The 12,043-nt window shown below is 73.0% G+C and carries 12 protein-coding genes; 4 read left to right on the top strand and 8 right to left on the bottom strand.

Features of this window, described 5'->3' with window-relative positions; translation table 11 throughout:
• Positions 1-13 precede the first annotated feature (13 nt).
• From ABTY62_RS04330 to ABTY62_RS04315, 4 genes are all read right to left on the bottom strand, one after another.
• Positions 14-595, bottom strand: coding sequence for a peroxiredoxin family protein (locus ABTY62_RS04330; protein WP_352127822.1), 582 nt, complete (start codon positions 593-595; stop codon positions 14-16).
• Positions 596-623: 28 nt separating this feature from the next.
• Entirely contained in the window at positions 624-1,166 is a 543-nt protein-coding gene (locus ABTY62_RS04325) for a MauE/DoxX family redox-associated membrane protein (protein WP_352127821.1), read from the bottom strand.
• 134 nt (positions 1,167-1,300) lie between these two features.
• Positions 1,301-1,504, bottom strand: coding sequence for a hypothetical protein (locus ABTY62_RS04320; RefSeq protein ID WP_311723059.1), 204 nt, complete (start codon positions 1,502-1,504; stop codon positions 1,301-1,303).
• A 118-nt stretch (positions 1,505-1,622) separates the two neighbouring features.
• Positions 1,623-2,186, bottom strand: coding sequence for a redoxin domain-containing protein (locus ABTY62_RS04315; protein ID WP_311723060.1), 564 nt, complete (start codon positions 2,184-2,186; stop codon positions 1,623-1,625).
• A 202-nt stretch (positions 2,187-2,388) separates the two neighbouring features.
• On the opposite strand from ABTY62_RS04315, the gene ABTY62_RS04310 reads away from it, so the two are divergent.
• Both ABTY62_RS04310 and ABTY62_RS04305 read left to right on the top strand, forming a co-directional pair.
• The gene (locus ABTY62_RS04310; protein ID WP_352127820.1) at positions 2,389-3,249 is read left to right on the top strand and encodes a pentapeptide repeat-containing protein; all 861 of its coding nucleotides are present in this window, start codon (positions 2,389-2,391) and stop codon (positions 3,247-3,249) included.
• Positions 3,250-3,355: 106 nt separating this feature from the next.
• The gene (locus ABTY62_RS04305) at positions 3,356-6,163 is read left to right on the top strand and encodes an AfsR/SARP family transcriptional regulator (protein WP_352127819.1); all 2,808 of its coding nucleotides are present in this window, start codon (positions 3,356-3,358) and stop codon (positions 6,161-6,163) included.
• Positions 6,164-6,191: 28 nt separating this feature from the next.
• On the opposite strand, the gene ABTY62_RS04300 is transcribed toward ABTY62_RS04305, so the two are convergent.
• The 3 genes from ABTY62_RS04300 to ABTY62_RS04290 all read right to left on the bottom strand — a co-directional run bounded on the left by ABTY62_RS04300 (position 6,192) and on the right by ABTY62_RS04290 (position 8,524).
• Positions 6,192-7,022 (bottom strand): SAM-dependent methyltransferase, encoded by an 831-nt coding sequence (locus tag ABTY62_RS04300; protein WP_352127818.1) that lies wholly within the window; start codon positions 7,020-7,022, stop codon positions 6,192-6,194.
• A gap of 54 nt (positions 7,023-7,076) precedes the next feature.
• Positions 7,077-7,400: a hypothetical protein gene (locus ABTY62_RS04295; RefSeq protein WP_352127817.1), complete on the bottom strand. Its 324-nt coding sequence runs from the start codon at positions 7,398-7,400 to the stop codon at positions 7,077-7,079.
• Positions 7,401-7,642: 242 nt separating this feature from the next.
• A complete protein-coding gene (locus ABTY62_RS04290; protein ID WP_352127816.1) occupies positions 7,643-8,524 on the bottom strand; it encodes an alpha/beta fold hydrolase in 882 nt (293 codons plus the stop codon).
• A gap of 230 nt (positions 8,525-8,754) precedes the next feature.
• Between ABTY62_RS04290 and ABTY62_RS04285 the strand changes: the two genes are divergently transcribed.
• Both ABTY62_RS04285 and ABTY62_RS04280 read left to right on the top strand, forming a co-directional pair.
• The gene (locus ABTY62_RS04285) at positions 8,755-9,705 is read left to right on the top strand and encodes an anti-sigma factor RsbA family regulatory protein (RefSeq protein ID WP_352127815.1); all 951 of its coding nucleotides are present in this window, start codon (positions 8,755-8,757) and stop codon (positions 9,703-9,705) included.
• Positions 9,706-9,822: 117 nt separating this feature from the next.
• Positions 9,823-10,863 (top strand): hypothetical protein, encoded by a 1,041-nt coding sequence (locus tag ABTY62_RS04280; protein ID WP_352127814.1) that lies wholly within the window; start codon positions 9,823-9,825, stop codon positions 10,861-10,863.
• Positions 10,864-10,905: 42 nt separating this feature from the next.
• Here ABTY62_RS04280 and ABTY62_RS04275 read toward each other — a convergent pair whose 3' ends face one another.
• Positions 10,906-12,042, bottom strand: coding sequence for a flavin-dependent oxidoreductase (locus tag ABTY62_RS04275; protein WP_352127813.1), 1,137 nt, complete (start codon positions 12,040-12,042; stop codon positions 10,906-10,908).
• Between the last annotated feature and the right edge of the window lies 1 nt (position 12,043).

Raw genomic sequence — 12,043 nt, 5'->3', positions numbered from 1 at the left:
GGGACGTCGGCGCTCACGGCACCGACGGCTGCGCGGGCTCGCCCAGCCCCTCCAGGCCGATGCTGGTGGCGGTGGCGACCCCGTCGGGGCCGTAGTGGGCGAATCCGGGGTAGAAGCGGGCTCCGAAGAGGTTGCTGACGGGCGCGTCGAGGAATTCGGGCACCACATGGTCCGCGACGCCCGCGAGGCGGGCGGCCAGTTCGCTGTCGCCCGCGTCGATGCCGACCACCGTGGCCAGCACCGTGCCGCCCGCGTCGCGCACTCGGCGCGCGCGCTCACCGAGCTCGGGGACGCTGTCGTCGCAGCTCGAGCACTCCAGCGACAGAAAGGCGACCAGCACCGGCCGGCCGGCCAGTTCGTCACGGGTGACCGTCGCGCCGTCGGCGGTGACCGCGGTGAAGGCGGGCATCCGGTCTCCGGGCTCGATGCCCAGCTCCAGCTCCCCGTCGACGGCGACGGGGCCGTGGTGGCCGTGGTGCGCGGCCGGCGGGGCGCTCAGCCGGGCACGCCAGCGGCGCGCCACGGCCAGGGTCAGCACGACGTTCAGCGCGGTGACCGCCGCGACCAGAACGAGTCCTGCGACGAGGTATTCCACGGGTGTCCTTTCCGGCTCCGGCGCCGTCTCACCGGCCGAGGTCCCCGACCGCGACCGGGGACTCGAAGAGCGCGGCGATGTCATCGACGAAGACGATCAAAGTGGTGAGCAGCCCGGCCGCGACGACGGCCAGTACGATCCCCGGCGCATGGGCGGGCACCCCGTCGCCCAGGCGCAGCACCACGAGGGTGCCCAGGCCGGCCGCCGCCAGCAGTACCGCGTTGCGGGCGACGTGCCAGCCGCTCATGGGGACCTCGCCGGCGCCGAAGCAGGCGCACTTCACCGTCTTCCCGCGGACCAGCACCAGGATCGGGACGGCCGTCAGCCCGCAGCAGAACAGCGTGGCGAGGACGAATCCGATGGTGACGGTGGGCGGGACGGCCAGCAGCAGCGCGATCAGCAGCTCGGCGACCGGGACCAGTACGGCGAGGGGGGACCTCAGCCGCGCGGGGATGAAGTCGAAACCTTCGAGAGAGGCGGCGAAGACGCCCGGGGAACGCAGCTTGGACACCGCCGCCAGCGTCATCACCGCCACCAGAGCGAGGCGGCAGGCAAGCGATACGTACAACACGGAGGCTCCTGGGAGGGGTTGCGCGAAGGCAAGGTGGCCGCGGCTCGTTCGGCGAGCTTCGGCGTGCCGACGTGGCCGCCCCGACGGGATGGCCACGTGGCAGATCAACCGGCGTTATTCAGTGCTTAAGCAAATCAGCAGTAGTTGTGGCTCATGCTGTACCAGGCGCCGCAGACCACCTTGCAGGCGCCGTTGGTCGAGCAGTTGCGACAGAAGCAGGTACCGCTCATTTCCTTGCACTCGGTGTACGGGTCCGGCGGGCAGGCGGCGTCGGCGGTGGCCTTGGGAAGCAGCACCTCGACGGCGCGGGTGACACGCTCGGTCACGCTGCGGAACATGGCTTCTCCTTGGGGTTGGTGTGATCGGTTTCCGCACACGGGTGGACCGCCGCCACGAAGGGACGTCGAACGCGGCGGCCGCGGCCCGCGCGGGCTTTGTGGGTGGGCCTTCGGGACGCTAGGAGGCGACCGGCTGGGCCCGCAGGGCGGCGACGCCCGCGCCCGCCGTGGTCACCATGCCGTCGGGCCCGTACCAGGCGTAGCTCGGGTAGTGCTTGGCGCCGTACCGCTTCGACAACTCGGCCTCGGAGTCCTCGGCGATCACGATGTCCATCACCTCGCCGAGCATCGCGGCCAGCTCGCTGTCGGCCGAGTCGTCTCCATGGACGATCGCCAAGGAGGTCCCTCCGTCGGCCCGCAGCCGCTCGGCGTGCCCGGCGAAGAGGGGCACGGCGTCGACGCAGGCCTTGCAGGTGAGCGAGAAGAACCCGACCAGGGTCTCCTTCTCGAGCAGAGTGCGCTCCGTCACCGCGGTGCCATCAAGGGCACGAGCGGAGAAATCCGGGAGCCGGTCGCCGGTCCGGATGTTGGAGATGGCGCCGGTCGTGGGGAAGCCATGACTGTGCCCGCCGCCGCCCGAAGCCTCCAGCTCCCGCCAACGGCGGAGCACCACCAGGAGGATCACCAGGTTCAGCGCGCTGACGACGCCGACCAGGACGAGCCCCACCACAGCGAAAATCACGACATGCGTCCTCTCCATGGAACCTGCGGGCACCGGCGCCCCGCGGCCGCTCGCCGATGACCTTGTCGAAGCGGGCTAACCGGTCCCTAACAGGCCCCTAACAGCCCGCCAACACCTCCCCCGGGAGGTTTCAGGGACAATGGAGATCCATCCCGAGCACGGCGGACCGCCGTGCTCACCTCACGGCAGGAGCTCAGGCACGTTGTCCCGGAAGCGCGAAACCCCCGCGGTCGGAACCCCCGCCACCGCCCCCGACCGGCTCGCCCTGCGGGCCGACTGCGCCAACTGCTTCGGACTGTGCTGTGTCGCCCTGCCCTTCGCCGCCTCGGCCGATTTCGCGGTCGACAAGCCGGCCGGGCGGCCGTGTACGAACCTCCAGGCCGACTTCCGCTGCGGCATCCACGCGCACCTGCGCGAGCGGGGCTTCTCCGGCTGCACGGTCTTCGACTGCTTCGGGGCGGGCCAGAGGGTCTCCCAGGTCACCTTCGGCGGCCGCGACTGGCGTCAGGCGCCCGACACCGCGCCGCGGATGTTCGAGGTGTTCCCCGTCATGCGGGCCCTGCACGAGCTGCTGTGGTACGTCACCGAGGCGCTGACCCTGCCACCGGCCCGCCCGGTCCACGCCGACCTCCGCCGCGCGCTGGAGGACATCGACGCCCTCACCCGCGGCAGCGCCGAGGCGCTGGCCGGGGTGGATGTGGCGGCGCTGCGCCAGGAGGTGAACGCCCTGCTGCTGCGGACCAGTGAACTGGTGCGGGCCCGGGTCCCGGGCCGCAAGAAGAACCACCGGGGCGCCGATCTCATCGGGGCCCGTCTGAAGGGCGCCGATCTGCGCGGGGCCAACCTGCGCGGGGCCTGTCTCATCGCGGCCGATCTGACCGGCGCGGACCTGCGGACCGCCGATCTGATCGGGGTGGACTTCCGGGACGCCGAGCTGACCGGAGCCGACCTCACCGGAGCCGTCTTCCTCACCCAGGCCCAGCTGAACGCGGCCAAGGGAGACGCCACCACGAGGCTGCCCCGGACGCTCAGCCGCCCGGCGCACTGGCCGTCCGGTGAATGATGCACGGGAACGGCCGCTGAGAAGGTATAACCGTTACCAGAACAAGAGTTGACGTTTTTCGACGAGACAGGGGCCGGGCTTGGACCGAGGGCCTCGGAGGTAACGGGTGCGGTATCGGGTCCTGGGTACGCTTGAGCTGAGGGACGGCGGCGAATGGGCCTCCCTCGGCCCTGCCAAGTGGCGCATGCTGCTGGCGGTGCTGCTGTGCCACGCCAACCGGACCGTGCCCACCGAGCGGCTCATGGACGAGCTGTGGGGCGAGGAGGGGCGCCCGCAGAGCGCGGGCAAGCTGCTCCAGACCTATGTCTCGCGGCTGCGGCAGGCCCTGGGGGACGAGTCCGGCGATGTCCTGATCACCGACAAGCAGGGGTACAAGGCCCACGGGTACCGACTCGTCGTGGAGGCGGCCGAGTTCGACGCGCACCGCTTCGAGCAGCTGGTCGAGGAGGGGCGGCGCGGTCTGGACCGGGGCGCCCCCGAGGCCGCCGCGGAGCGGCTGCGCGAGGCGCTGGCGCTGTGGCGCGGCTCCCCCTTCCAGGACGTGCCCCCGACCCCGGCCGTGGAGGCGGAGACCGCGCGGCTCGAGGAGTGCCGTCTGGAGGCCCTGGACGCCCGGGTCGAGGCGGATCTGCGGTGCGGCCGCCACGCCTCGGTGCTGGGCGAGCTGGAGACGCTGACGGCCGAGTACCCCTTCCGGGAGGATCTGCGCGGCCGGCAGATGCTGGCGCTGTACCGGTCCGGGCGGCAGGCCGACGCCCTGGCGGCGTACCGCGATCTGCGCCGGGCGCTGGCCGAGGAGCTCGGCGTCGAGCCGACCCCGGCGCTGCAACGGCTGCACCAGCGCATCCTGGCCGCCGACGAGACCCTGATGCCGCCGCCACCGGACCGTACGGAGGAGGGGGCACCGCCCGGCGGCTGGGGGTCGCCCTCGGCCGCTCCCCGGCCGGCTCCCCGGGGCCCCCAACAGCTGCCGCCCGCCAGCCCCGCCTTCACCGGGCGGCACAGCGAGGTCGCCGTGATCCGGACGCTGGTCGAGGAGCGGGACGACCTGGTGGCCGAGAGCGGCGAAGGCGGCGCGGGCGGGCGGCCCGTGGTGATCGCGGCCATCGACGGCACCGGCGGGGTCGGCAAGTCGAGCCTGGTCATCCACGCCGCGCACCAGCTCGCCGACCGCTTCCCCGACGGCCAGCTCTATGTGGATCTGCACGGCGCCACCGCGGGGCTGACCGCCCTGGACCCCGGCGAGGTGCTCGGCCGGTTTCTGCGCGCCCTGGGGGTGGACGGCTCCAGCGTCCCCAGCGACACCGACGAGGCGGCGGCCCAGTTCCGCTCCCTGGCGGCGGGCCGGCGGCTGCTGGTGATCCTCGACAACGCCGCCTCCGTGGAGCAGATCCGCCCGCTGCTTCCCGCGGGCCCCGGTTGCAGCGCGCTGGTCACCAGCCGCGAGATGCTCACCACCCTGGAAGGCGCCACCCATCTGCACCTGGACATCCTCCCCCGCGACCAGGCCGTCGCGCTGCTGGAGCGGATCGTCGGCGCGGAGCGGGTCGGGGCCGAGCCCGAGGAGGCCGAGGCCATCACCCGGCTGTGCGGCGGGCTGCCGCTGGCGCTGCGGATCGCCGGGGCCCGGCTGGCCGCCCGCCCCAACCGCCCGCTGCGCTCCCTGGTGGCCAAGCTGACCGACGCGCGCGGCCGGCTGGACGAGCTGAGCTTCGGCGACCTGGCCGTCCGTACCAGCTTCCAGGTCAGCTATGACGCCTTCCGCGAGGGCCGGCGGTCCGACGACCAGGACGCGGCGCGGGCGTTCCGGCTGCTCAGTGCATTGCCCGGGCCGGATGTGAGCCTGCCGGTGGCCTCGGCCCTGCTGGGCTTGAGCGAGAGCCGGGCCGAGAGCGCCCTGGAGCGGCTGGTCGACGCGCAGCTCCTGGAGAGCCCGGACTCGATCCGCTACCACATGCACGATCTGCTCGGGCTGTTCGCCTCCGAGCGGGCCGAGCAGGAGGACTCCGAGAGCGAGCGCTCGTCGGCCGTGACACGCGCGCTGTCCTGCTATGTGGCCACCGCGCAGCAGGCGGTCGCCCTGCTCGATCCGCTCCGCCCCTGGCCGCGCCACGCCGTCGAGGGCGCCGTGGTCCCGCTCCGCGACGGCCCGGAGGCGGAGACGTGGCTGAAGTCCGAACTCCGCAATCTGCTGGCCGCCGTTACCCACTCCGCCGACCAGCCGGAGCCGGTGGCGCGCCTCGGGATGTGGCTGGCGCAGTGTTTGCAGTGGTTCCTCTATCCGCGGGCGCACACCCAGGACCTCCGGACGATCAACGAGCTGGCCATGCGGACCGCCCGCCGCCTCGGCGACCTGGAGGGCGAGGCGTGGGCGCTCGACCACCTCGCGGGGGCGTGCTGGCTGGAGCACTCGTACGAGGACATGCGGGAGTGTCTGGAGTCCGCGCTGGAGATCTGGCGGGAGCTGGGTCATCGCGAGGGCGAGCTGCGCTCCCTGTGCAACCTGGCCGACGCGCTGTGCGAACTGGAGCTCCACGAGGAGGCCATCGAGATGCAGGAGCGCCATCTGGCCCTGGCCCGGGAGACCGGCGACCGGGCGGCCGAGGTGGTCGGCCTGGGCAACCTGGGCCGGGCCCACCGCGGTCTCGGGCGGTCCGAGGAGGCGCTGACCTGCTTCAAGGAGAGCCTGGAGGGGGCGCGGCGGACCGGCAACATCCACCACCAGGGGTTCGCCCTGTACGAGATGGGGATCACGTACATGGAGCAGGGGCGGTTCCCCGAGGGCCGGACGCACCTGGACCAGGGCCTGCCGGTGTGGAAGCAGGCGGGCACGTACGAGAGCTGGCGCGGGCACACCTGGAGCGGGCTCTTCCCCGCCTTCATGACGCTGGACGTACGGCCCGGCCCGCGCTGAGGCGGGCCGGGCGGGGGCTGGCCGTGGGTTACGGCTTGCGGGCGACGCCGCCGTAGGCCCAGACGCGGGACGGGTCGTGCTCGGCGCCGATGCCCGGCCGCCACAGCGGCAGTTGCACCAGGCCGGGCTCCAGAAGTTCCAGCCCGCTGAAGAATCCCTGGATCTGCGACAGGTCGCGTGCCCCGGACGAGACGGGACTGGTGAACCCGGACCAGTCCCGGTAGGGGTTCTGTGTGAAGTCGCCGGTGACATGGGACAGGACCAGACAGCTGCCCGGCGCGGCCCAGTCCATGAGCTCGGCGACCAGGCCCCAGGGGTCCTCCGCGTCGGCGATGTAGTCGAGGACGAACGCCAGCACGATCGCCACCGGTTGCTGCGGGTCGAGCAGCCGGCGCAGCTCCTGGTGGTCCAGGATCCGCTCGGGCTCGCGCAGGTCGGCCCTGATGGTGGTGGTGCCCGAGCCGGCCAGCAGGGCGCGTCCGTGACTGGCCACGATCGGGTCGTTGTCGACGTAGACGACCCGGGCCAGCGGATTGACCGACTGCGCGACCTCGTGGACGTTCGGGTTCACCGGCAGGCCCGAACCGATGTCCAGGAACTGGGTGATGCCGTCCGCGGCCAGGTCGCGGACGGCCCGGGCCAGGAAGCGGCGGTTGGACAGCGCGGTGTCCCGGACCTCGGGGGCGACCTTCAGAAACCGCTGGGCCTGCTCGTAGTCGGCGAGGTAGTTGTCCTTGCCGCCGACGAGGTAGTTGTAGACCCGGGCGGGATTCGCCTGGCGCCCCTGGTCGCGGCCGTGGCCGGTGTGTGGCCGGCTTCCCGGTGTCCTGAGCCCGATTCCGGCTCCGCTGCTGTTCATCCCGAATTCCCCTGACACGAGCATTGCCACCGCCTCACCGCATGCCGTTGCGCGTCATTGCCCGTGCGGCGCGAGCCCGGGCCGCCAGGTGACCGTTTCCCGCGGCCCCGGTTCCGCCCAGGCGACCGGGGCGCGGGACCACAGGTGGAAGGGCTGGTCGAGGTTCCCCTGCACCTGGCTGAGCTGTCCCCAGGAGTACACGTCCGAGTGGACGGCCGCGGCCTGAAGCGCCGCCTCGAGGCAGGCGCGTGCGGTTTTCTCCGCGCGGCAGGTGCCGCTGGGGCCGGACCCTTCCACTCCGCCGGAGACCTGAAAGGTGCTCCAGGCGTAGAGGGCTTCGCGCTCGGTGTGCGTGTGCTGTTGCTCGTCGACGTTCACTGGCCCTCTCCAGACGCATCCCAACCGGACGGCTGTAGCGATGTGTCCAGTGTGGAAGAGGGCGGGGTAGCGGCGGTATAGCGGCGGTAAACCGAGGGGCGGGCCGGTATACCGCGGCCACCGGTGAGCCCGTATCCGCTGGTGGGAGCCGGGTTCACCGGTGGGGTGGGCGCGCGGCGCGCCACTTGTCGCGGTATCGCCGCCTCAGCCGGCCGCGAACCGAGCCCAAAAGAAAAGGGCGCCTACTCGGCCAGCCAGTCCAGGATCTTGCGGTTGATGACCTCGGGCCGCTCCAGGTGCAGGAAGTGTCCCACCCCCTCGACCAGGTCGACGCGCGAGCCGGGCGGGAGGTGGTCCTTGGCGCTGCCGACCACGTCCGCGCCGATGCACCCGTCGTCCGTGCCGTGCAGATAGAGCGTGGGCCGCTCCCCGGTCCGGGTGACGGCCTCCTGCTCGGCGGCGTACTTCTCCAGGTGCTTCGACGGGTCGAACAGGGCGCGGTAGTAGCCGATGGCGGCCTCGAGGTTGGCCGGCTCCCGCAGGCTCTCCTTGACGTGGGCGATGTCCTGCTCGGCGTGGTGGTACCCCGGCGACCAGTCCCGCCACAGGCCGTCGATCAGCGCCATGTCGTGCGCCGCGGCCCCCGCCTCGGCCAGGGGCGTCTGGAACAGGAAGATGTAGAACGAGCGCTTGAACTGGCCGTAGTCGAAGCCGAAGAAGTCGGCCAGCACCCCGCCGAGCGGCGGGACGGTCATGGTGACGGCCCGCCGCCAGCGCTCGGGGGAATGGCCGGTGGCGCCGTAGGTGGCGATCGCGCCCCAGTCGTGTCCGATGAGCACGGCGTCGTCGCCGCCGCCGAGCGCGTCGTGCAGCGCGTTGGCGTCGGCGGCCAGCGCACCGGCCTGGTAGGCGCCGTCGGCGGGTATGCCGGTGGGCGCGTAGCCCCTCTGGAAGGGCGCGACGGCGTGGTAGCCCGCGTCGCCGAGGGCCGGCAGCAGATGGCGCCAGGTGTGCGCGGTGTCGGGGAATCCGTGGAGGCAGAGCGCCAACGGCGCGTCGGTCGGGCCCGCTTCGTAGTAGGCGAAGTCAAGTCCGTTTGCGTTGACATATTTCAGCTGTGTCACGCCGGGGATGCTATGCCACCCCCATGGGCTCGTCCATGAGCGGCAGGCGCCCCTGCCGCGGCCCACCGCCTCCCCCTTCGCCGGGCAACACCGTTGCGTTCACACGTTGTTCGATGTTGAGGGTGGCGGTGCAACACACGGGCGAGGGTGGCAGACTGCGCATCACACCGTCCAGTTGACCGAGCCACGGACGTGTGTGCGTATTTCCGGCACAGCCCGAGGGAGCCCCTATGACCGGCCAGAGCAGTGGAGTCGCGGAGGACAGCGGCTCCATGGTGCACCGCGGATTCCTCTACCAGGACGAGGAGGAGGTGGTCTCGGTCGGCGTGCCCTTCCTGCGCGCCGGTCTCGAGGCCGACGACGCCGTCGCCGTCGTCGCCTCCAAGGCGAACATCACGGCGCTGCGGGACGCTCTGGGCCAGGACGCCTCGTCGGTGCAGTTCGAGGACGCGCTCAGCTGGTACCAGCACCCGGTGCGGACCATCGCCGCCTACGACGCCTACGTCAAGGCCCAGAAGCCCCGCCGGGCCCGGCTGGTCGCGGAGCCGGTGTGGCAGGGGCGCACCCCGCTCGAGGTCGTGGAGTGGGCGCGCTACGAGTCCATCGTCAACGCGGCGTTCAGCGACTCCGGCGCGCGCGTGATCTGTTGCTACGACCGGGAGACGCTCCCGAACGAGATCCTCGACTACGCGCGGCGGACCCACCCCGAGATGATCGACGGCGAGGGGCCGCGCAGGAGCCAGCAGTACACCGACCCGGGCCCGTTCATCGCCACCTGCGACCGCCGGCCGCTCCCCCGCGCGCCCCGGCTGGCCGAGATGATGTCGATCGACACGGCCGACATGGACGCCCTGCGCGCCTTCGCCACCGAGCGGGCCGACCGCCACGGGCTTACTGGTGACGCGCTGCGCGACATGGTCTCCGCCGTGGTCGAGGTGGCCACGACCGCCGCCCGGCACGGAAGGGCGCCGGCCGCCCTCCGGATGTGGACCGACAACGGCGATCTGGTCAGCGAGATCTCCGGCCCCGGCCACTGGTACCCGGACGCGCTGTGGGGCTTCGCCCCGCCGGCCGACTCGGAGCCCGCGTTCGGGCTGTGGGGGGTCCGCATGCTGTGCGATGTGGTGCAGATGCAGGCCGACACGGACGGCACCGTCATCAGGCTGCGCACCCGTATCTGAGCGCGGATAAACCGCGGAAAGTCAGCGGCCCGGCGGGCGAGGGCGACAGCGCGTGTTCCTGAGGTGTTCACGCGCTGTCGCCTCCATCCGTCGGGCCGGATCACTACGGTGCCGATCATGAACGGACTTCAGGTGTCACGCCGCGCCGTGCTCGGCGGGGTCTTGGGAGGGGCCGCGGGGCTGGCGCTCGGCGGTACGGCGGCGGCCGCGGAGCCCGGGCGCGGCAGGCCGCCCCGGGTGCTGGTGGCCACCAACGAGCCCTGGGGTACGTACCACGTCAAGCCGCTGCTCGCCGAGGTGGCGCGGCGCGGGTGGCAGCTGACCCAACTGGTGCCGGACTACACCCAGATCACCCCCGGGGACCCGGTGCGGGTCGCCACCCCGGCCGACGCCCCGGAGGCGGATCTGCTGGTCGTCACGGGGGCCGGGGACTGGCCGGCGGACTGCGCCGCCCGGTTCCGGCGGCTCCCGCTGGCCGCGAGCGCCCTGGCCTACCAGAAGCCGGTCGAGGCGCCCCGCGCCCGCGAGCTGCGCCCCCGGATCCGGCTGCTGACCGCCTCCTCGCCCGCCGAGGGACGGGCGTTCGCCCAGTACCTGGGCACGCGGCGGCCGGTCCGGGCAGTCGGTTCACCGCAGACCGACGGCCTCCCGGCGCGCCGCCCGGAGCCCGGTCTGGTGCTCGTCCTGACCAGCGTCACGCACCCGGACGCCACGGGAGACGCGGCCCCGGGCACGGAACTGCTGCTGGCCAGTGCGGAGAAGCTCGCCGCGGCGGGCAAGCGGATCCTGGTCGGTCTGCACCCGCGCGAGGACCGCCGGCTGTGGGATCGCTACGAGATCAGCGACGTCCCGTCGGTCACGGCCTCCGCACGCGCCGAGGCGGCGATCGGCATCCCCGGGACGGTCTTCCCGCTGGTCGCCGCCGTCGGCACCCCCCTGGTCGGCTGCACCGACCCCGAACTGACCGTGCCGGACTACCTGCTGGCGGTCTGCTCGGCCACCGTGGACGACGCGAGCGCGGCGGTCGCCGCGGTGGACTCGGCCCACCTCCCGGACGCCGCCGTCCTCGCGGACGCCGTCGGGCCGGTCGGCGGCTCGGCCGCCCGGCTGCTCGACGCCTGGCTGCGCTGCGCCCGGCAGGGGGCCCGCCACCCCTGAGCGCGCTGCTGTGGTGCTCCTCGGTGCCGACGTGGTGCCGGCTCAGGGGTGGTGGTCGGCGCGGGTGGCGCGCCGGTAGGTCGTGGTGATCCGGGCGAGCTCCTCCCGGGATCGCGCGTCCCCCGAGCGCTGCATCTCGCGGTTCGCGGCGACGACGGCGGCGGTGGCCTCCCGTCGCGCCTTCTCGTAGGCGGCCAGGCCGCGGGAGAAGTCACGGGCGAGCTCCTCGGCCAGTACCCGGGCGTCGACGATGGCCTGCGAGGCCCCGTTGGCGCCGACCGGGTACATGGGGTGCGCGGCGTCGCCGAGCAGGGTGACCCGCCCTTCGCCCCAGGTCGGCAAGGGGTCGCGGTCGACCATCGGGTATTCCAGGATCTCCGGGCTGTTCTCGATCAGCGCGGGTATGTCCAGCCGGCCCAGGTCCCAGGCGCGGAAGTGCTCCAGGACCTCCTCGGCGCGCCCCGGGGTGTTCCAGTCGGCGCCGCCGGGCAGCGGGCCCGGCTCGGCCACCGTCACCATGGCCACCCAGTTCACCAGGGACAGGCCGATCGGATACGCGATCAGCTCGGCGCCCGACGGGCCGCGCGCGATGATCATGGAGCGGCCGCCGAGAAACGGCCCGGCCTCGGACGCCCCGCGCCACATCCGCACCCCCGACCACAGCAGCGGGCCCTGGTCGGGGTGCAGCCGGGCGCGCACCGCCGAGTGCAGCCCGTCCGCGCCGATCAGCGCCGCCGCCTCGATCTCGGCCCCGGGAACCCGGACCCGGACCCCCTCGGCGTCCTGCTCGAAGTCCAGCAGCCGGGCGCCGGTGCGTACGGCCTGCGGGCCGAGCCGGTCGTGCACCGCGGCCAGCAGCAGGGCCTGGAGCCGGCCGCGGTGCACCGAGTACTGCGGCCACCGGTAGCCCCCGGCGAGCCCGCGCGCCTCGGTGAAGAGCGTGTTCCCGGACGGGTCGCAGTACACGTTCTCGGCGGTGGCGACCGAGATGCGGGCCAGGTCCTCGCCGAGGCCGAGCGCGGTCAGCTCCCCCACGGCGTGCGGCAGCAGATTGATGCCGAGGCCCAGGGGGCGCAGCTCGCGGACGGCCTCGATCACGGTGGCCTCGATGCCCGCCGCGTGCAGGCTCAGGGCGGCGGTCAGCCCGCCGATCCCGGCCCCGGCGATGAGCACCCGCACG

The organism is Streptomyces sp. NPDC097640 (assembly GCF_040302705.1).
Taxonomy (GTDB): Bacteria; Actinomycetota; Actinomycetes; order Streptomycetales; family Streptomycetaceae; genus Streptomyces.
This window is presented reverse-complemented; position numbering and strand designations above follow the sequence as displayed.